General features: G+C 72.8%; 17 protein-coding genes. 10 read left to right on the top strand and 7 right to left on the bottom strand.

Translation table 11 applies throughout. The features are described from left to right. Positions 1-19: 19 nt before the first annotated feature. The 8 genes from E1266_RS01370 to E1266_RS01335 all read left to right on the top strand — a co-directional run bounded on the left by E1266_RS01370 (position 20) and on the right by E1266_RS01335 (position 9191). Positions 20-2662 (top strand): DNA translocase FtsK, encoded by a 2643-nt coding sequence (locus E1266_RS01370; protein ID WP_132042822.1) that lies wholly within the window; start codon positions 20-22, stop codon positions 2660-2662. Positions 2663-2782: 120 nt separating this feature from the next. Next, positions 2783-3592: a helix-turn-helix domain-containing protein gene (locus tag E1266_RS01365; protein WP_279436294.1), complete on the top strand. Its 810-nt coding sequence runs from the start codon at positions 2783-2785 to the stop codon at positions 3590-3592. Positions 3593-3665: 73 nt separating this feature from the next. Further along, positions 3666-5072, top strand: coding sequence for a 30S ribosomal protein S12 methylthiotransferase RimO (gene rimO, locus E1266_RS01360; RefSeq protein WP_132042818.1), 1407 nt, complete (start codon positions 3666-3668; stop codon positions 5070-5072). Next, entirely contained in the window at positions 5069-5668 is a 600-nt protein-coding gene (locus E1266_RS01355) for a CDP-alcohol phosphatidyltransferase family protein (RefSeq protein ID WP_132042816.1), read from the top strand. The genes rimO and E1266_RS01355 overlap by 4 nt, the downstream gene beginning before the upstream one ends. Positions 5669-6168: 500 nt before the next feature. Next, positions 6169-7464 (top strand): CinA family nicotinamide mononucleotide deamidase-related protein, encoded by a 1296-nt coding sequence (locus E1266_RS01350; RefSeq protein WP_132042814.1) that lies wholly within the window; start codon positions 6169-6171, stop codon positions 7462-7464. Positions 7465-7575: 111 nt separating this feature from the next. Next, positions 7576-7929, top strand: a complete 354-nt coding sequence (locus E1266_RS01345; RefSeq protein WP_131950198.1) for a helix-turn-helix transcriptional regulator — start codon at positions 7576-7578, stop codon at positions 7927-7929. Positions 7930-8057: 128 nt separating this feature from the next. Next, positions 8058-8525: a DNA starvation/stationary phase protection protein gene (locus E1266_RS01340; RefSeq protein ID WP_132042812.1), complete on the top strand. Its 468-nt coding sequence runs from the start codon at positions 8058-8060 to the stop codon at positions 8523-8525. Between the two features lie 135 nt (positions 8526-8660). Next, positions 8661-9191 carry a hypothetical protein gene (locus E1266_RS01335; RefSeq protein ID WP_132042810.1) on the top strand — a complete coding sequence of 177 codons (531 nt, stop codon included), beginning with the start codon at positions 8661-8663 and terminating at the stop codon, positions 9189-9191. 14 nt (positions 9192-9205) lie between these two features. Here E1266_RS01335 and E1266_RS01330 read toward each other — a convergent pair whose 3' ends face one another. The 6 genes from E1266_RS01330 to E1266_RS01305 are packed head-to-tail and all read right to left on the bottom strand — an operon-like array spanning position 9206 to position 15140. Next, a complete protein-coding gene (locus E1266_RS01330) occupies positions 9206-9988 on the bottom strand; it encodes a DNA-formamidopyrimidine glycosylase family protein (protein ID WP_132042808.1) in 783 nt (260 codons plus the stop codon). Between the two features lie 16 nt (positions 9989-10004). Further along, positions 10005-10469: an Rrf2 family transcriptional regulator gene (locus tag E1266_RS01325; RefSeq protein ID WP_131950202.1), complete on the bottom strand. Its 465-nt coding sequence runs from the start codon at positions 10467-10469 to the stop codon at positions 10005-10007. A 50-nt stretch (positions 10470-10519) separates the two neighbouring features. Continuing rightward, entirely contained in the window at positions 10520-11977 is a 1458-nt protein-coding gene (locus E1266_RS01320) for a glycoside hydrolase family 3 N-terminal domain-containing protein (RefSeq protein WP_243718164.1), read from the bottom strand. Then, complete coding sequence (locus E1266_RS01315) at positions 11974-12813, bottom strand: carbohydrate ABC transporter permease (RefSeq protein ID WP_243718163.1); 840 nt, start codon at positions 12811-12813, stop codon at positions 11974-11976. Before E1266_RS01315 ends, E1266_RS01320 begins: the two co-directional genes overlap by 4 nt. Before the next feature lie 50 nt (positions 12814-12863). Further along, positions 12864-13835, bottom strand: coding sequence for a sugar ABC transporter permease (locus E1266_RS01310; protein ID WP_132042806.1), 972 nt, complete (start codon positions 13833-13835; stop codon positions 12864-12866). A 36-nt stretch (positions 13836-13871) separates the two neighbouring features. Further along, positions 13872-15140: an extracellular solute-binding protein gene (locus tag E1266_RS01305; RefSeq protein WP_132042804.1), complete on the bottom strand. Its 1269-nt coding sequence runs from the start codon at positions 15138-15140 to the stop codon at positions 13872-13874. A 254-nt stretch (positions 15141-15394) separates the two neighbouring features. Between E1266_RS01305 and E1266_RS01300 the strand changes: the two genes are divergently transcribed. Continuing rightward, the gene (locus tag E1266_RS01300) at positions 15395-16621 is read left to right on the top strand and encodes an ROK family transcriptional regulator (RefSeq protein ID WP_132042802.1); all 1227 of its coding nucleotides are present in this window, start codon (positions 15395-15397) and stop codon (positions 16619-16621) included. A 71-nt stretch (positions 16622-16692) separates the two neighbouring features. Here the strand turns inward: E1266_RS01300 and E1266_RS39800 are convergent, their stop codons facing one another. Then, complete coding sequence (locus E1266_RS39800) at positions 16693-16824, bottom strand: hypothetical protein (protein WP_279436293.1); 132 nt, start codon at positions 16822-16824, stop codon at positions 16693-16695. A gap of 233 nt (positions 16825-17057) precedes the next feature. Here E1266_RS39800 and secA2 point away from each other — a divergent pair, with 233 nt between their 5' ends. Next, entirely contained in the window at positions 17058-19409 is a 2352-nt protein-coding gene (gene secA2, locus E1266_RS01295; RefSeq protein WP_132042800.1) for an accessory Sec system translocase SecA2, read from the top strand. Positions 19410-19413: the final 4 nt, after the last annotated feature.

Below are 19413 nucleotides of genomic sequence, written 5' to 3'. Positions count from 1 at the left end.
CTTGGTTACTCTCATAACCATGGCCACACGTACGTCTGGGGGCGCGAAGCGGTCCTCCTCGCGTGCGGGGGGCAACGCGGCCCGCAAGCCCGCGGCACGGTCCACCCCCCGGAAGCGGCCGAGCGGCACCGGGAAGGGTGGGAGCCGCGGCACGGGCCGGGGGCGCCCCCCGCAGAAGCCCGACCCGATCTCCCAGGCGGTCCTCGGGTTCTTCAAGCTGCTGTTCAAGCTGTACCTGCTGGCGGCCGTCGCGGTGGGCTCGATCTTCCGCGCCTACGGGCACGGCGCCCGCAACCTCGACCCGGAGCACCGCCGCGACGGGCTGGGGCTCGCGCTGCTCGGCTCGTCCATCGTGCTGGCCTCGGTCACCTGGTTCCGGCCGGACGGCGTCGTCACGATCGCGCTGGAGAAGGTGGCGCGCGGCGGCCTCGGCATCATCGCGATGGCGCTGCCCGTGCTGCTGGCCCTGCTGGCGTGGCGGACGCTGCGCCACCCCGAGCACCACGAGGACACCGGCCGCATCGTCATCGGCATGACCGCCCTCACCGTCGGCGTGCTCGGCATCCTGCACATCGCGGCGGGCGTCCCCTCGCCCGCGGCGGACATGGAAGGGGTGCGCGATTCCGGCGGCGTGGTCGGCTGGCTGGTGTCGGCGCCCCTGGAGGCGGCGCTCAGCGGATGGGTCGCCGTGCCGCTGCTGCTGCTCCTGTCCGGGTTCGGGCTCCTCGTCGTCACCGCGACCCCCATCAACCGCGTCCCCGAGCGGTGCGCGGAGCTGTGGGCCGTGGCCACGCTGCAAGGGCGCCCGCAGCGCGAGAGCGGCTCCGGCGACCAGGACGAGCCTGAGGCGCCGAAGAAGCGCCGCCGGAAGAAGAAGCCCGACGACGAGGCCCCGGACGAGTTGGAGGTCGGCGAGCACTCCCGGCCCTACGACACGCCGCTGCTGGAGGACGAGGCGAAGCCGCCCGGCCGCCCGCGGCGCGACCTCGCCGACGAGCTGTTCGAACCGGACCCGTTCCGGTCGGACGTCCCGCCGCCCGCGCCGCCCGCCGACGACGAGCCGCCGGCGGACGAGCACCCTGTGGACGAGCATCCCGCGGAGCACGGGGCGGGCGGGGACGCGCTGCTCCCCGAGGTGCCGGACCCGACGCCCGGCCCGCGCCGCTCCGAGCAGCTGCCGCTGTCGTCGTCCGGCGAGATCTATGTGCTGCCCGACCCGTCGGCGCTGCGCCCCGGCACCGTCACCAAGGCGCGCACCAAGGCCAACGACACGGTCGTGAACGCGCTGACCGGCGTCCTGGAGCAGTTCGACATCGACGCGCAGGTCACCGGATTCACCCGCGGCCCGACCATCACCCGGTACGAGATCGAGCTCGGCCCCGCGGTGAAGGTGGAGAAGGTCACCGCGCTCACCAAGAACATCGCGCTCGCGGTCAAGAGCGCCGACGTGCGCATCATCTCCCCGATCCCCGGCAAGTCGGCGATCGGCGTGGAGATCCCCAACACCGACAAGGACATCGTCAGCCTCGGCGACGTGCTGCGCTCGCCCGCCGCGACCAACGAGCACCACCCGATGATCGTCGGGCTCGGCAAGGACGTCGAGGGGCGCACGGTCGTCGCGAACCTGGCGAAGATGCCGCACATCCTCATCGCGGGCGCGACCGGCGCGGGCAAGTCGACGTGCATCAACGGGCTCATCACCTCGATCCTGATGCGCGCCACCCCCGACGAGGTCCGGATGATCCTGGTGGACCCCAAGCGGGTCGAGCTGACGATGTACCAGGGCATCCCGCACCTGATCACCCCGATCATCACCAACCCGAAGAAGGCCGCCGAGGCCCTCGACTGGGTCGTCGGCGAGATGGACCGCCGCTACGACGACCTGGCCGCGTCGGGGTACCGGCACATCGACGACTTCAACAAGGCGGTGAAGGCGGGCAAGCTGACCGCGCCGCCCGGCAGCGAGCGCGTCTACACGCCGTACCCGTACATGCTGGTCATCGTGGACGAGCTGGCCGACCTGATGATGGTCGCGCCGCGCGACGTGGAGGACTCGGTCGTCCGCATCACCCAGCTCGCCCGCGCCGCCGGCATCCACCTGGTGCTGGCGACGCAGCGGCCCTCGGTGGACGTCGTCACCGGGCTCATCAAGGCGAACGTGCCGTCCCGGCTGGCGTTCGCGACGTCGTCGCTGTCCGACAGCCGCGTCATCCTCGACCAGCCCGGCGCGGAGAAGCTCGTCGGGCAGGGCGACGCGCTGTTCCTGCCGATGGGCGCGAGCAAGCCCATGCGGATCCAGAACGCCTACGTGGCGGAGAAGGAGATCCACGGGATCGTCGACCACTGCAAGGGGCAGATGGAGGCGAGCTACCGGGAGGACGTCGCCGCGGCGGGCGCGCCGAAGAAGGAGATCGACGAGGAGATCGGCGACGACATGGACCTGCTCGTCCAGGCCATCGAGCTGGTCGTGTCCACCCAGTTCGGGTCGACGTCGATGCTGCAGCGCAAGCTCCGCGTCGGGTTCGCGAAGGCGGGCCGCCTGATGGACCTGATGGAGAGCCGCGACATCGTCGGCCCCAGCGAGGGGTCCAAGGCGCGGGACGTGCTGACCAAGCCGGACGATCTCCCCGGGGTGCTCGCGGAGCTGCGCGGCGAAGGCTGACCCCGCGCGGGAGACGGCCGGGCGGGGGCCGGAGCGCGACGACCGGCGGGATGCCGACGCATGGCGGAATGATGCGAAATCTTGCCCTGTTTCGAACGTGTCGGCTGTCGCCCAGCGGGCATGGCCGTTTCTAGACTGGTGTCGCAGGAGATCAGCGGACGACTGCCCTGGAGGCCCGGCGTGAGCATCGGTGAGACCTTGGCGGAGGAGCGTCAGCGGGCGGGTCTCTCGGTGACACACGTGAGTCTCCAGACGCGGATCCGGGAGACCGTGATCCGGGGTATGGAGGCCGACGACTTCTCCTTCTGCGGCGGGAACTTCTACGCCCGCGGGCACATCCGCAGCGTGTCCCGCGTCATCGGCATCGACCCGGAGCCGCTCGTCGCCGAGTTCGACGCGACGCACGGCGGCGCGCCGCAGCCGGTCTCGGCGGTGTCGGCGTTCGAGCCGGAGCAGCCGGTCGCGTTCCGGGAGCGCCGGGCGCCGAACTGGAGCGCCGCGATGGCGCTCGCCCTCGCGTTCGTGGTGGTGTACGGCGTCGTCCAGGTGATCGGGCACGACGGCGGCGGCGAGCGGCGCACCGCCCAGCAGGTCGCCGGGACCCCCGCCCCCGCGGCGCCCGCGCCCTCCGCGTCGCCGGAGAGCAGCGACCCGGTCGCGGCGGCACCGCGCACCAAGGTCGAGGTGCAGGTCGCGGCCAAGCGCACGACGTGGCTGAACGCCCAGGACGACAAGGGCCGGACGCTGTTCAGCGGCATGCTCAACAAGGGCGACGTCAAGGACTGGACGGCGAAGAAGCGGATCCGGCTGGTGATCGGCGTCGGCGGCAGCGTCGACCTCACCGTCAACGGCAAGGAACTCGGCTCGCCCGGCGAGGGCGGGGGCGTGCAGCGGCTGAGCTTCGACAGGAACGACCCCGAACCGGCCTGACCGGCGCCCGGCGGCGGAGCGGGATATCGGGTCGCTGGTCGGTCTTGGCTACCGGGCCCATTACCTTAGGGTCATGTCGACTCGCCGCAAGGTCTCACTCATCACGCTCGGCTGCGCCCGCAACGAGGTCGATTCCGAGGAGCTCGCCGCGCGCATGGAGGACGCGGGGTGGGACCTGACCGAGGGCGCGGACGGCGCCGACGTGGTGGTGGTCAACACCTGCGGGTTCATCGAGGCGGCCAAGAAGGACTCCATCGACACGCTGCTGGCCGCGCACGACTCCGGCGCGAAGGTGGTCGCCGCGGGCTGCATGGCCGAGCGGTACGGCAAGGAGCTGGCCGAGGCGCTGCCGGAGGCCGACGCGGTCATCGGCTTCGACGACTACGCCGGGATCGGCGAGCGGCTCGACGACGTCCTGGCGGGCCGCCGCCGGGAGGCGCACACCCCGCGCGACCGGCGGACGCTGCTGCCGATCAGCCCGGTCGAGCGGTCCGCGGCGCAGGCGGCGATCCCGGGGCACGGGGACGAGCTGCCCGACGGCGTGGCGCCGGCGTCCGGGCCGCGGGTGCTGCGGCGGCGGCTCGGCGGCGGGCCGGTCGCGCCGCTGAAGCTGGCGTCCGGCTGCGACCGGCGCTGCACGTTCTGCGCCATCCCCGCCTTCCGCGGCGCGTACGTGTCGCGGCCCCCGGCGGAGGTGCTGGAGGAGGCCCGCTGGCTCGCCGGGCACGGCGTCCGCGAGCTGGTCCTCGTCAGCGAGAACTCCACGTCCTACGGCAAGGACCTCGGCGACCTGCGGGCGCTGGAGAAGCTGCTCCCCGGCCTCGCCGCCGTGGACGGCATCGAGCGGGTCCGGGTCAGCTACCTGCAGCCCGCCGAGACGCGGCCGGGGCTCATCGAGGCGATCTGCGGCACCCCGGGCGTCGCCCCGTACTTCGACATGTCGTTCCAGCACGCGAGCGGCCCGGTGCTGCGGTCGATGCGCAGGTTCGGCGACCGGGAGCGGTTCCTGGGGCTGCTCGACCAGATCCGGCGGCTCGCGCCCGAGGCGGGCGTCCGGTCCAACTTCATCGTCGGGTTCCCCGGCGAGTCCGAGGACGACTTCGAGGAGCTCGCGGAGTTCCTCACCGCGGCGCGGCTGGACGCGGTCGGCGTGTTCGGCTACTCCGACGAGGAGGGCACCGAGGCCGCGGACCTGAACGGCAAGCTCGACCCGGCCGAGGTCGCCGCCAGGGTCGAGGAGCTGGCGAGCCTCGCCGAGGAGCTGACCGCGCAGCGCGCCGAGGACCGCGTCGGCACCGAGGTGCGCGTCCTGCTGGAGGACAAGACCGAGGATGGCGACGTCGAGGGGCGCGCCGAGCACCAGGCGCCGGAGGTGGACGGGACGGTCCGGGTCCGCGGCGCGGGGCTCGCGCTCGGCGAGATCGTCACGGCCCGCGTCACCGGCAGCGAGGGCGTGGACCTGATCGCGGACGTGTCGTGATCGCCGGCACCCCGGAACCGGTCGCGGGCTCCCACGGCCCGCCGCCCGCCGGTGTCTGGAACATCGCCAACGCGCTGACGCTGCTCCGGATCGCGCTGGTCCCGGTGTTCGTGTGGCTGCTGTTCCTGGACGGCACCGGCTGGCGCCTCGCGGCGTTCGCGGTGTTCGCCGCCGCGTCCATCACCGACAAGATCGACGGTGACATCGCGCGGGCCCGCGGGCTGGTCACCGACTTCGGCAAGATCGCCGACCCCATCGCCGACAAGGCGCTCACCGGGGCGGCGCTGATCAGCCTGTCGCTGATGGGGGAGCTGTGGTGGTGGGTGACGGCCGCCATCATGATCCGCGAGATCGGCATCACGGTAATGCGGTTCGCGCTGATCCGGCGGAGCGTCATCCCGGCGAGCAAGGGCGGGAAGCTGAAGACGATGCTCCAGGTGATCGCCATCGGCCTGTACCTGCTGCCCGGCCCCTTGGACTACCTCCGCTGGGCCGCGATGGCCGCCGCGCTGATCGTCACGGTGGGCACCGGCATCGACTACGTGGTGCAGGCGTGGAAGCAGCGGGGCGCGGCCGAGTCGCCCGGGGCCGGCTGAACCGGATTGAAGGTGGGCTGCGGGACCACGCCCACCCCGGTCGTGGCCCCGCAGCCCCGTTCGCGGGCGCCGCGATGGTCGATTATCCCTTGCGAAAGGGCGAGCCGACGAATCGGCCGAATGAGTTATGACTCACAACGTGACCTGCGCGTCCGCCGATCGGTGGATCCGGGGCCAACGGTACGCGGTGCCGATGCGTGCTTCGGCCGCCTGCCCCGATGCGCGCAGTGGCGGGGGCGGCCGTGGTGCGGAACACAATGCGCGGCCTCCGCTTTTCACGGCTGAGTAAACGGGGAAATCGGACGAAGTACCGTTTGGACCGGTGCGATGGAGGCGGCGCGGCCGCGTCCTCAACCGGTCGATTTCCCGGTCAACCGGGAAGGGGCCGGGATCGTCGTCCGGCGCCCGCCCGGGTCGGATTCGCGGGGTGGTCGCCGGTAGGTTCGGGACGCCGGTCCGGGGGCCCGGGCCGTGCCTGCGGGAAGGGCGAGAGGGGCGCGATGCGGGTCGAACTGCTCACCGTCGGGGACGAGCTGCTCCTCGGCGACACGGTCAACGGGAACGCCGCCTGGCTCGGGCGCAGGCTCGCCGACCACGGGGTGCGGGTCACCCGCAGCGTGGTCGTCGGCGACGAGCTCGACGTGATCATCGAGGCGGTGGACGCCGCGCTCGGCCGGGCCGACGCGGTCATCACCACCGGCGGGCTCGGCCCCACCTACGACGACCTGACCAGGGACGCCCTCGCCAAGGCGGCGGGCGTCGCGCTCGTCCGGGACGCGGCGCTGGAGCGGAGGCTGCGCGACCGCGTCGCCAGGGCCGGGCGCGAGCTGAAGCCCGTCGCGCTGCGCATGGCCGACGTCCCCGAGGGCGCGCGGATCCTCGGCAACTCGGCCGGCTCGGCCCCCGGCCTGCGCGTCGAGCTGCCCGGCGGGGTCGTCTACGCGCTGCCCGGCGTCCCGTTCGAGATGCGCACGATCATGGACGAGGCCGTGCTGCCGGAACTGGCCCGGTCCGCCGGCCTGCCCGCGGTCGCGCGCCGGGTGGTGCACACCGCCGGGATCTGGGAGTCGGAGATCGCGACCCTCCTCGCCGAGGTCGAGGAGGCGGACGAGGTCGAACTCGCGTACCTGCCCGACCCCGCCGAGGTGAGCGTCCGGATCACGGTGTCCGGCGACGACGCCGCGACGCGGCTGGAGGGCGTCGAGGCGCGCGTGCGGGTGCTGCTCGGCCCGGCGGTGTACGGGGCCGGCGACGAGACGCTCTACCTCGTCGTCCACCGGCTGCTCGCCGGCCGCTCGGAGACGGTCGCCACCGCGGAGTCGCTGACCGGCGGCCTCATCGGCGCGGAGCTCACCAAGGCGCCCGGGGCGTCCGCCACGTTCGCGGGCGGGATGGTGACGTACGCGACCGAGCTGAAGGAGCGCGCGCTCGGCGTACCGGCGGACCTGCTGGCCGAGCACGGGGCCGTCCACCCGGACGTGGCCGCCGCGATGGCCGCGGGCGTGCGGGACGCCCTCGGCGCGACCTACGGCCTCGCCGTGACGGGGGTGGCCGGTCCGGATCCGCAGGACGGCCGGCCGGTGGGAACGGTCTATATCGGCGTGGCCGGACCCGGGGATTCGCGCATCGTGGTCAGTCCGAAACTCCCCGTGCCGGAAGGCGGGCCCGAGGTCCGCCCGGTGATCAGGCGGATGACGGTCGTGCACGCTCTTGACCTGCTGAGACGCGTTTTGCTCGGGCTTGACGTGACGGGCGGGAGCGAGGAGGCTCGGGCGCACCGGGAAGATCTGGGGTGATTACAGCGTTACGTTCCCAGCGAACACGAAATCAACGGTCTGCCATGCTCGCCGTCAAGCCGGGTACGGTGGAACCGGCAGATGGTCCGAACTGAGGGAGGGAGCGAGACGATGGTCCTGCTTCGCCAGCTGCTCGGTGACGTACTGCGGCAGCTGCGGCTGCGCCAGGGACGCACCCTCCGTGAGGTGTCCGCGGCGGCGCGGGTGTCACTCGGCTACCTGTCCGAGGTCGAACGGGGGCAGAAAGAGGCCTCCTCGGAGCTGCTCTCCTCGATCTGCAAGGCCCTGGGGGTCCCGCTGTCGCACGTCCTGAGGGACGTCGCGGACCAGCTGGCGCTCGCCGAGCTGCAGCACGAGCCCGTCATGGCCGGCGCGCCCGAGCACGAGCGCATCTCGGCCGAGAGCATTCCGGAGACTCCCGAGGAGATCACCGGCGAACTCCGGCCGGACATGGTCGCCGCCTGAGCCGCACTTGGCGTGTTCATGCCCGAACCGGGCCGCGGGTGTGCGCGGCCTCACGCATGAACACGGCATTCGCGGGGAGGGTCCCGTGTTGTAACGGATAACCGGAACAATGCGGAAGGAGCCCACCCATGGCGACGGTCAAGAGCCCGCTGTCCGATGAATCCCTGAAGGTGGTCGGAGAGGCCCTGCAGGGCGCTCTCGTCGACCTCATCGATCTGTCTCTGGTGGCCAAGCAGGCGCACTGGAACCTCGTGGGGCGCAACTTCAAGGTCGTCCACGAGCACCTGGACGAAGTCGTCGCCCTCGCCCGCACCGGGCAGGACGACGTGGCCGAGCGCGCCGTCGCGGTCGGCGTGAACCCCGACGGCCGCGCCCGCACGGTCGCGGACCGCACCAAGGTTCCGCAGCTGGAGGCCGGCTACCTCGACGACGACAAGGTCGTCGCCGCGATCACCGACCTCCTCGCGCAGATGATCGAGCGGTTCCGCGAGCGCATCGCCGCGACCGACGAGCCGGACCAGGTCACCCAGGACCTGCTCATCAGCATCACGGCCGAGCTGGAGAAGCAGCACTGGATGTTCCAGGCGCAGACCTGAGATCCCCGGGCTCCGGCCCGGTGCGCCTGACGGCTCCCGCGTGAAATGAAGGCCCCGGCCCCGCCGACACCGGCGGGGCCGGGGCCTTTTCGCGGCTCCCCGTGCGGCCCGTGCCGATTGCGGGGATCATGAGGGATGGCCGATACGCGAAGGGTTCCGCCCACGAGGTCCTCGCTGCTGGCGTCCGGGGCGCTCGGCGCCGCGCTGCTCGCCGTCGCCGCCTGCGGCGCGGAAGGCGCCGGCGCGGAATGCACGATGATCGGTTCGTCGCCCGGGATGAGCGTCATGGTGCGGCATCCCGACGCCGCGCGCGTCGCGTCCGCGTCGCTGCGGGTGTGCTGGGACGGGACGTGCCGGGAGCCCGGGATCGAGCTGGGGCCGTCGTCGACGAGCGTCCCGCTGGGCTGCGAGGGCGAGGAGCCGGACGCGGTCTGCGCCGCCTCCGCGTCACCCGACGGAGGCAAGACCGGATTCGCGGTGGTGGAGGGCCTCCCGAAGGCGCCCGTGCGGGTGACGCTCGAACTCCGCGACACCGGCGGCCGCGTGCTCGTCGAACGGCGGCTCGACGTCACCCCGAAGGCGACGTACCCGAACGGCCCGGACTGCGATGAGGGCGCCCCGCAGGTGGTGCTGACCGTCGCGAACGGCACCGTGACGGCCGCCTGACCCGGGCCGGGCGGTCACGGCTGGCAGTGCGGGCACCAGTACGTGACGCGCTCACCCGCCTGCGCCCCCTGGTGGTCCCGCTCGACGCGGGTGCCGCAGCGCCGGCAGGGGCGTCCCGCCCGCCCGTACACCCAGTGCTCGCGGCCGCGCCCGAGGTCGCCGGTGGTGATGTGGCCGTGCCGCTCCTTGTTGGCGTCCAGCAGCCGGTGAGCGAGCTCCACCAGCGCCGGCAGGTCGGGCACGTCCCCGACAGGGGTCCACGGGCCGACGCCCCGCAGGAAGAGGATCTCGGCCTTGTAGACGTTGCCGATCCCGGCGAGCCGCGTCTGGTCGAGCAGCGCCTCGCCGATCGGCCGGGCGGGCTGCCCGCCGAGCCGGGCGACCGCCTCGGCGGCCGTCTCGGCGTCCCACGCCGGGTCCAGCAGGTCGGGGCCGAGGTGGCCGACGGCCTTGTCCTCCTCGGCGGTGCGCAGCAGCTCGACCAGGCCGAGGGAGTAGCCGGCGGCCTGCCACTCCGCGTTCTGCAGCACGAGCCGCACCCGGTGGTCGCGCGGCACGGGGCCGGCGGGGCGGATCCGCCAGCGCCCGTCCATCATCAGGTGCGTGTGGACGGTCAGCCCGCCCTCCACGCGCACGAGGAGGTGCTTGCCCCGGGACACGGCGTCCAGCACCGTCCGCCCGCGCAGGTCGGCGGTCGCGTACCGGGGGACGCGGAAGTCCGAGCGCGTCAGGCGCCGCCCGGCGAGCGCCTCGCGCAGGCGTCGGGCGGTCAGCCAGACGACATCGCCCTCCGGCATGTCACCTCCGCGGCGCTCAGATCAGCGAGGGGCTCTCCCAGGCGGCCGGGTCCTCGGTCAGCTTGCGGACGGGCTCGGGCAGCTCGCCGGCGGCGATGTGCGCGAGCTTGACCCGCTCGAGGATGGCGCGCTCGCTGGCGCGCAGCGCGATCCACACCTCCTGCAGGGACCGCGCGGGCCCCTGGTACCCGACGTGCTCGGGGCGCTCCCCGCGGACGCCGAGCAGCGGCCCGTCGATGGCGCGGATGATGTCGGCGAGGGAGATCTCGTCGGCCGGCCGCGCCAGCCAGTAGCCGCCCTCGGGGCCGCGCTGGCTCCGGATGAGACCGGACCGGCGCAGCTGGCCGAGGATGTTCTCGAGGAATTTGGGCGGTATCTGCTGCGCCTCGGCGAGCTGGACGGCGGTCACCGGGCGGCTCCCGGCGACCGCCAGCTCGGCGGCGGCGCGCAACGCGTAGTCGACCCGGGCGGACAATCGCATATGAGCATTATCCCTTGCCGATCGGACCACTCGGGTTCGGCCGCCGTCCGCTAGCAGAGCCCCAGCAGTTCGGCCGCCGCCTGGGCGTTCGCGGCGGCGGCGCCGTAGGTGGCGACGTAGACGGCCGACTCGGGGCGCCAGATGGGCAGGCCCATCTCCACCACCACGGTGTCGGGCCGGGCGGTCAGCAGCGCCGTGGTGAGGGCCCGCTGGCCCGCGTGCCGGTGCGCGTCCCGCAGGACGACCACCAGGCCGCGCCCGACGGCGTCCTTGAGCACCCGCTCGGCCGTCCCGTCCGCCCCGTCGGCCCGGACGGCGTCGGGCGCCCACGGGTGCAGGCCCCACGGGGTCGGCCCGACCGCGATGTTCCCCGCCGACTCCGTCTCCACGACCAGCGGCGCCCCGTTCCAGCCCGGCAGCGACCCCCGCACCCGGACGGCGCGGCGGGCGCCCTCCAGCCCGGCGGCGCGGTCGACCGCGGCGGGCGGCCGACCGGCGAGCCACTCCCGGAGCCGGCCGGTGCGCTCCGCGGCGTCCCGCAGCCGCTCCGGCGACAGCCGCCCGGCCCGCACGGCGGCGCCGATGGCGGCGAGCGTCGCCCGGACGGTCTCGGCGTGCTCGTTCGGGCCGAGGCACAGCAGGTCGGCGCCCGCGATGAGCGCCCGCACCGACGCCTCCGGGATGCCGATCGCGCCGCTCGCGCCCGCCATGTCGAGCGCGTCGGTGACGATCACCCCCCGGTAGCCGAGCCGCTCGCGCAGCAGCCCGGTGATCGCCTCGGGGGACAGCGTCGCCGGGACCCCGCGGGTGATCGCGGGCAGGTTCAGGTGCCCGGTCATCACCGCGCCGGTGCCGGCCTCGATCGCCGCCCGGAACGGCACCAGCTCGCGGCGCTCCAGCAGGTCCAGGCCGGCGTCGACGAGCGGGACGGACAGATGGGAGTCGTCCACGGTGGCGCCGTGGCCCGGGAAGTGCTTCGCGCACGCCGCGACGCCCGCCTCCTGCGTCCCGGCGACGGACGCGGCGGCGTGCCGCGCGACGAGGCCGGGGTCGGAGCCGAACGAGCGGGTGCCGATCACGGGGTTGTCGTCGGCGGTGTTGACGTCCACCGACGGCGCGAAGTTGACGTTGACGCCGACCTCGGCCAGCTCGGCGCCCAGCGAGCGGTAGACCCGCCGGGTCAGCTCCGGGTCGTCGACGGCGCCGAGCGCGGCGTTGCCCGGGTAGGGGCTGCCCGACCGGTGGCCGCCGAGGCGGGTGACGTCGCCGCCCTCCTCGTCGATCGCCACGAACGGGTCGCCGGCCTTGCGCAGCCGCGCGGTGAGCGCGGCGAGCGACTCCGGGCTCGGCACGTTGCCGGTGAGGGCGAACAGCGTGACGCCGGCGAGGCCGGCCTCCAGCTCGTCCAGCAGCCAGCGGGGCGCGGTCGCGCCGGGGAAGGAGGGGAGCAGCGTGCCGCGCGCCAGCCGGGCGATGTCCGGCGCGGTCGCGATGTCGTCGGTCGTCACCCCTTCACCGCCCCGGCGGTGAGGCCGGACACCATGCGGCGCTGGACGAGGAGGAAGAAGGCGATGACGGGAATGGTGAGCAGCGTGGACGCTGCCATGATGGGCCCCCAGGCGTTGCCGCTGCGGCCGAAGAAGAACTGCAGCATGATCGGGAGGGTGTACTTGTCCTGGTCGTTCAGGAACGTGTAGGCGAAGATGAACTCGTTCCAGGCGGTGATGAAGGAGAAGATGCTGGTCGCCACCAGTCCGGGGGCGACGAGCGGGAGCATGACGGTGAAGAACGTCCGGACCGGACCGGCGCCGTCGATCGCGGCGGCCTCCTCCAGCTCGCGCGGCACCGCGGCGACGAACCCGCGCAGCATCCAGATCGCGAACGGCACGGCGAAGCCGATGTAGACGAGCGTGAGCCCGCCGAGGCTGTTGAGCAGGTCGAGCGTCTTCAGGTCCAGGAACAGCGGGATGACCAGCGCCTCCAGCGGCACCATCTGCACCACGATCAGCATGACGAGGAAGGTCGTGCGGAACCGGAAGCGGAAGCGGGCCACGGCGGTCGCGGCCATCAGCGCGAGCAGGCCCGACACGAGGACGGTGGCGACGGCCAGCAGTGCGCTGTTGCGGAAGTACTCCCAGAAGGAGACCTCCGCGATGCGGCCGTTCAGCACGAGGTCGAAGTGCTCCAGCGTCGGGTTGACGGGGAAGGGCTTCGGTGTCGTGCTGAAGATCTCGGTGTTCGGCTTGAACGCGGTCGACGCCATCCAGAAGACGGGGAAGACCGCGAGGGCGAAGACGAGCAGCCCCGTCCCGTTCAGCAGGATCTTGCGGGTCAGCCGTCTCATTGTGGGGGGACGACCCCCCGCACCCCCCGGCCGCTTCGCGGTCGTGAGTCTCATTTGGTCTCTCCCTGCCGCACCATGACGCGCACGTACAGGGCGGTCACCACGAGGAGGATGACCGTCAGCACCAGCGCGATCGCCGAGCCCATGCCGAGCTTCGGATTCAGCGAGCCGAACGCCTCGGAGTAGGCGTAGAGCGACAGGTTGAACGCGTCGCGGTTCGCCATCCCGGACATGATGAACAGCTGGGTGAAGACCTTGAAGTCCCAGATGATCGACATGACGACCAGCACGAGGAAGATCGGCTTGAGCATCGGGTAGGTGATGCTCCAGAACGTCCGCCACGCCCCCGACCCGTCCACCCGGGCCGCCTCGTACAGTTCGCCCGGCACGCTCTTCAGCCCCGCCAGGACCGACACGGCGATGAACGGGCACGCCTGCCAGACGACGCACACGGTGAGGACCGTGTAGGTGGACAGCGGCGTCGCGAACCAGTTGTGGTCGCTCCACCCGCCGCCGACGAGGGCGTCGGGCAGCAGGTCCAGCGTCCAGTTGACGAGGCCGCCGGTCGAGCCGAACAGCCAGGAGAAGATGATCGCGGCGGTGACCGGCGGGGTCGCCCACGCGATCATCACGCCGCCGGCCACGAAGGCCGACATCCGCTTGCCGAGCTTGTTGAGCAGCAGCCCCACCAGCGTCCCGATGACCAGGGTGAGGGTCACCGCGACGGCGGCGAACAGCACGGTGTGCTTGAGGGTCTGCCAGAAGAACGGGTCGTTGAGGATCTTCTCGAAGTTCCCGGTGCCCACCTGCTCGGCCGGTTCGCCGCGCAGCTGGCGGTTGCCGACCTTCTGGAACGACATGATCCCGATCTGGATCATCGGCCAGAACATCAGGACGGCGATCACGGCGACGGTGGGCGCGATCAGCAGGTAGGGCCCGAGTCGGGGCCTGCGGCGGAGGCGCACCCGGCCGGAGGTTCTCCGGCCGGGCGGCTTCCGCACCGCGGGAGCGGTGTCGAGCATGGACGGTCCGATCAGCCGAGGTGACGAGGCGGCGGGCTACGACGCGTTGAGCAGCGTATTGGCCTGCTCGTTCGCCTTCTTCAGCTCCGCCTCGGCCGGTGCGCCCTGCATGATCGCCTTGACCGCGTTCGGCAGCACCTTCTTGGCCTGCTCGAACTCGCCCCAGCCGGCGCTGATCGGCGGGAACTGGGTGTTGGCGGCGATGTCGGTGAACACCGCGAGCTTCGGGTCGGAGAACTTCACGTCCGAGCGCATGGACGAGAAGCCGCTGTAGTCGGCCCACGCCTTGGCGTGCTTGGCGTTGTTCAGGATCGTGATGTAGTCGAAGGCCGCGGCCTTGGCCTCGCTGTCGGCCCAGACGCCGAGGTCGGACCCGCCCGCCATGACCGGCGCGTTGCCGCCCGCCTTGGTCGGGATCGGGAAGACGCCCCACTTCTCGGCGTCCTTGTCGGCGATCTTCTTCATCTCCTTGAGCGCCCAGCTGCCGTCGAAGTACATGCCGAGCTTGCCGAGCGCGAAGTCGCGCTGGGGTCCGTCCAGCTCGTTCTTGCCGATGTACTTCTCGGGGGCGACCTTCTCCTTGGCGACGAGCCCGGCGTAGAAGTTCACCGCCTCGACGGCCTGCGGCTGGTCCAGCCGGCCCTTCCACTGCCCGTTGTCCTGGACGGCGACGGTGCCGTCGTTGCCCCAGATGAAGCTGAGCAGCGCGTTGGTCTGGTCGCTCGGGACGCCGATGCCCGGGACCTTCTTCTCGTCCTGGATCTTCTTCGCCGCTGCGGTCAGCTCGGCCCAGTTCTTGGGCTGCTGGATGCCGAGCTCCTGGAACCAGTCGGTGCGGTACCAGACGCCGCGCACGCCGCCGTACCACGGCACCGCGTAGGTCTTGCCGTCCGCCTGGTCGTTGCCGAGGGCGGTCTTGTTGAGCGTCTTGCCGTCGGCCCAGCCCTTGAACTCGTCCGTGATGTCGGCGAGGTTGCCCTGGGCGATGTGGGACTGGACGTCGGTGTTGCCGATCTCGGTCACGTCGGGGCCCTCGCCCCCGGCGGCCGCCTTCTGGAACGTGGTGGCGACCTGCGGCCACGGCACGTACTTGATCTGGACGTCGGTGTCGGGGTGCTCGGCCTTGAAGTCGGCCTCGACGGCGTCGAGGAACTCGGTCTGCTCCGGGGTTCCTTCGCCCATCATCCAGACCTTGAGCTGCGCGGGGTCCTTGCCCGCGTCCGCCCCGTCGCCGTCTTCGCCGCCGCAGGCCGTGGCGGCCAGGGCGATCGCGGCCGCCGCGGCCGCAACCTTGATGAACTTCACTGGGGGATCCTTTCCGGCATCGCCTCGCGCGGCCTGGTGGCCTGCGGTGCGAGTGGGGACGGCCCGGACCCTTTAGGGTCCCAGCCATGCCCCTCTCGCGTTCGCATCGCACGCGGGCGCCCTGCTCGCCAGTCGGCGCTCTGCGAGCGCCCCCTGCCCGGGGTGCGGACCAGTTGGCGCTTGGGCGTAAACTAACAAGAAACTTTCCTAAACAAAACTGCTCGTTAGCGGATTGAGACTTCGAGGGGTATCGCATGGCCGCCAACCGCCCGGGAACGCCGAGGCTGCTGCGTGAACTCAACGACCGCGCGGCGCTGGACCTGCTCGTTGAGCAGGGGCCGCTGACCCGCGCGCAGATCGGCGAGCACACCGGGTTGTCCAAGGTGACCGCGTCCCAGCTGCTGTCCCGGCTGGAGGACCGCGGGCTCGTCGCGGTCGTCGGCTCGCAGGCGGGCGGGCGCGGGCCGAACGCCGCCCTGTACGCCGTCGTCCCGTCCAGCGCCTACGTCGCGGGCCTGGAGGTGGGGCCGGACGGGGTCACCGCCGGCGTCGCCGACATCACCGGCAACATCGCCGCCCAGGTCACCGTCGACCCGAACGGCGCCGACGAGCCGGTGAAGATGGTGCACAGCGCCGTGGTCAAGGCGTGCCGCTCGGCGAAGGTCGCGCTGTCGAAGCTGAACGCGTTCGTCATCGGCACCCCCGGCGTCGTCGACCCGAGGTCCGGCGACGTCCAGTTCTCCTTCGACCTTCCCGCCTGGCACGAGGGCGTCCTCGCCGCCCTGCGGACCGACCTGCGGCGGCCGGTGACGATAGAGAACGACGTGAACCTCGCCGCCATCGCCGAGCGCGCGTACGGCGCCGCGCGCGACGCCGAGGACTTCGCCCTCATGTGGTTCGACCGCGGCATGGGCATGTCGGTGACGCTCGGCGGGCGGCTGCACCGCGGCCGCTCCGGCGGCGCCGGGGAGATCGGCTACCTGCCGGTCCCCGGGGCGCCGCTGCCGCTCGGCGCCGCCCGGCGCGGCCCGGCCGACGAGGGCGTGACCGAGTCGACGTCCTGGGGGATCCCGACCCTCGCGGGCGGCTACGGCGCGCTGGTCGGCGCGGACGGGGTCCGCGCCCTCGCCCACGAGCACGGCATCACCGAGCCGACCGCGGTGGAGTGCGTCCGCGCGGCCGCGGCCGACGAGGACCGCGGCGGCGCGTTCCTGGACGACCTGGCCCGCCGCATCTCCTACGGCGTGACGTCGGTCAACATCGTCCTCGACCCCGGGCTCGTCGTGCTGTCCGGGAGCCTCGGCCGAGCCGGCGGGGAGCCCCTCGCCACCCGCATCGAGGAGATCGTCGGACGTATGAGCCCGACCCGCCCGACCGTTGCGGTGACCGAGGTGGAGGGCAATCCGGTCCTGCGCGGCGCCCTGCACGCGGCGCTCGAACGGGCGCGCGACGACGTCTTCTCGGCGTCGGGGGAGTCCTAGGGAAGCGAAGAGCGCCCCCACCCTGTGGGGGCGCTCGATGGAACGTTCCTGTCGTGCTCCTTGGCGGTGTTCTACTTGGCTGCCGCCGCCACCGGCCGCGGCGGGTGCCGCCGCGGGTCGGTGATCGCACGGTCGAGGACCGTCCGGCTGATGACCTGGCGCTTGCGCCGGATCGCGGCCGCCTTGCGTGCCGTAGGTGTCATGCGAAACCCCGTTCCGCGGTGGCGTCTCGCCCTGCCACCGCAAACCCCGTGATGCACTCATGCTTCCAAACGGGAGGGGGCCGGCGGATCCGTCTGAGGAATGAAATCGGGATCAGACCAAGTGCGGAGAGCACACCGGGGCGACCCGGGGGCGGCGCCCTGGGATCATGGAGGGGACCGCAGTACCGTACCCGCCGTGGGAGAACCCGTGACCGACGAACTGAGGCGGCGCCATGGCGCTGCGTGACCGGCTGCGGCGGCTCGTCCAGAAGCCGGGGAGCATCGACCTCGCGCCGTTCCGCGCCCTGGTCGCGGAGGCCGGCCGGCGCGAGTCCCGGGTCCAGGAGCTCACCGACGCCGAGCTGACCGCCGCCGTGGCCGTCCTCCGCGAGGAGGAGGACCTCGCCGAACTCTGCGCGCTCGGGCGGGAGGCCGCCCGCCGCGCGCTGGGCGAGCGGCCGTTCGACGTGCAGCTCATCGGGACGCTCGCGCTGCTGTCCGGGCACGTCGCGGAGATGGCCACCGGCGAGGGCAAGACGCTCTCCGGCGCCCTCGCCGCGGCCGGGTACGCGCTGCGCGGCCGCCAGGTCCACGTCATGTCGGTCAACGACTACCTCGCGCGCCGCGACGCCGAGTGGATGGGCCCGCTGTACGAGCTGCTCGGCGTGACGGCCGGCTGGGTGGGCCAGTCGTCCACGCCGGCCGAGCGGCGCGCGGCCTATCGGGCCGACGTGACGTACGCGCCGGTCAGCGAGATCGGCTTCGACCTGCTCCGGGACCGGCTCGCCACCGACCCGGACGGCATCGTGCAGCCCGAGCCCGCCGTCGCGCTGATCGACGAGGCCGACTCGGTGCTGGTCGACGAGGCGATGGTGCCGCTCGTCCTCGCGGGCGCCGCCGACCTCGACTCCGCCGACCCCCGGTACGCCGACCTCGTCCGCCGGCTGCGTCCCGGCCTGCACTACTCCACCGACGAGGAGGCCCGCAACGTCCAGCTCACGGCGGAGGGGACGCGCGAGGTCGAGCGGGTCCTGGACGTCGACCTCTACGCGCCCGAGCACCTGCGCACCCTCACCGCCGTGAACGTGGCCCTGCACGCCGAGGTCCTGCTCCACAAGGACGTGGACTACATCGTCCGGGACGGCGCGGTGAAGCTGATCAGCGAGTCGCGGGGACGGGTGGCGCTGCTGCAGCGCTGGCCGGACGGCCTGCAGGCCGCGGTCGAGGCGAAGGAGGCCCTGGAGGCGTCGCCCAGCGGCGAGATCCTCGACTCGATCACCGTCCAGGAGCTGATCGGGCGCTACCCCGTCCGGTGCGGCATGACCGGCACGGCGATGGCCGTCGCGCCGCAGCTCACCGAGTTCTACTCGCTGCAGATCGCGGTGATCCCGCCGAACACGCCCTGCGTCCGCGAGGACCGGCCCGACCGCCTGTACGCGACCTCCGCCGACAAGGAGGTCGCGCTCGTCGAGGAGATCTCCGCGGCGCACGCCGGCGGCCGCCCGGTGCTGATCGGCACCGGCGACGTCGCCGAGTCCGAGCGGCTGGCGCGCCGGCTGCGCCGCGCCGGCCTCGACCCGGTCGTGCTCAACGCCAAGAACGACGCCGAGGAGGCCGCGATCATCGCCGAGGCCGGGGCGTACGGCGCGATCACCGTCTCCACCCAGATGGCGGGGCGCGGCACCGACATCCGCCTCGGCGGCAGCCCCGCGCGGGGGACCGGCGGCGCGCCCGCGGCCCCCGGCACCGCCTCCGCCGAGGCCGGGGGGAGCGACCACGACCGCGTCGCGGCGGCGGGCGGCCTCCTGGTCATCGGGACCGGCCGCTACCACAGCAGCCGCCTGGACGACCAGCTCCGGGGCCGCGCCGGACGCCAGGGCGACCCCGGCGGCTCGGTGTTCTTCACCAGCCTCCAGGACGACCTCGTCACCCGCTACGCGCCCGACGAGCGGCCGAAGGCGGCCTCGGACGACGACGGGCTCATCACCGACAAGGGCGCCCACTGGATCGTCGGGCACGCCCAGCGCGTCGCCGAGGGCGTCGACCTCGAACTGCACCGCAACACCTGGCGGTACAACCACCTGATCGGCCTGCAGCGCGGCGAGCTGCTCGCGGAGCGCGACGCCGTCCTGCACGGCGACGCCGCCGACCGGACGATGGCGGCGGAGGCCGCCGGGCACCACGCCGAGCTGACCGGGATCGCGGGCGCGGACGCGGTGGCGGCCGCGGCGCGGCAGATCGTCCTGTACCAGCTGGACCGCTGCTGGGCCGAGCACCTGGCCTACCTCGCGGACCTCCGCGAGGGCATCCACCTGCGGTCGCTCGGCCGCGGCCTCGACCCGCTGGTCGAGTTCAACCGGGAGGCGGTTCCGGCGGGCAAGCGGCTCCTCGGCGACGCCCGGAAGCGCTCGGTCGCCGCGTTCGAGGCGCTCACCGCCTCCGCGGACGGCATCGACCTCGACTCCGCGGGGCTCAAGCGGCCGTCGGCGACGTGGACGTACCTCGTCCACGACAACCCCTTCGGCTCGCTGGACGAACGCGCCCTGCGCGGCCTGATCAACATGTTCAAGGGCCGCCGCCGCTGACCCG

It is taken from the genome of Actinomadura sp. 7K534 (assembly GCF_004348575.1).
Taxonomy (GTDB): Bacteria; Actinomycetota; Actinomycetes; order Streptosporangiales; family Streptosporangiaceae; genus Spirillospora; species Spirillospora livida.
This window is presented reverse-complemented; position numbering and strand designations above follow the sequence as displayed.

Coding starts and splice junctions, on each gene's coding strand:
- E1266_RS01350 (WP_132042814.1), top strand. CDS start 6,169: ATGCGGGTCGAACTGCTCACCGTCGGGGACGAGCTGCTCCTCGGCGAC.
- E1266_RS01340 (WP_132042812.1), top strand. CDS start 8,058: ATGGCGACGGTCAAGAGCCCGCTGTCCGATGAATCCCTGAAGGTGGTC.
- E1266_RS01325 (WP_131950202.1), bottom strand. CDS start 10,469: ATGCGATTGTCCGCCCGGGTCGACTACGCGTTGCGCGCCGCCGCCGAG.
- secA2 (WP_132042800.1), top strand. CDS start 17,058: ATGGCGCTGCGTGACCGGCTGCGGCGGCTCGTCCAGAAGCCGGGGAGC.
- E1266_RS01315 (WP_243718163.1), bottom strand. CDS start 12,813: ATGAGACGGCTGACCCGCAAGATCCTGCTGAACGGGACGGGGCTGCTC.
- E1266_RS01310 (WP_132042806.1), bottom strand. CDS start 13,835: ATGCTCGACACCGCTCCCGCGGTGCGGAAGCCGCCCGGCCGGAGAACC.
- E1266_RS01330 (WP_132042808.1), bottom strand. CDS start 9,988: ATGCCGGAGGGCGATGTCGTCTGGCTGACCGCCCGACGCCTGCGCGAG.
- E1266_RS01365 (WP_279436294.1), top strand. CDS start 2,783: ATGGCCGTTTCTAGACTGGTGTCGCAGGAGATCAGCGGACGACTGCCC.
- E1266_RS01370 (WP_132042822.1), top strand. CDS start 20: ATGGCCACACGTACGTCTGGGGGCGCGAAGCGGTCCTCCTCGCGTGCG.
- E1266_RS01335 (WP_132042810.1), top strand. CDS start 8,661: ATGGCCGATACGCGAAGGGTTCCGCCCACGAGGTCCTCGCTGCTGGCG.
- E1266_RS01300 (WP_132042802.1), top strand. CDS start 15,395: ATGGCCGCCAACCGCCCGGGAACGCCGAGGCTGCTGCGTGAACTCAAC.
- E1266_RS01345 (WP_131950198.1), top strand. CDS start 7,576: ATGGTCCTGCTTCGCCAGCTGCTCGGTGACGTACTGCGGCAGCTGCGG.
- E1266_RS39800 (WP_279436293.1), bottom strand. CDS start 16,824: ATGACACCTACGGCACGCAAGGCGGCCGCGATCCGGCGCAAGCGCCAG.
- rimO (WP_132042818.1), top strand. CDS start 3,666: ATGTCGACTCGCCGCAAGGTCTCACTCATCACGCTCGGCTGCGCCCGC.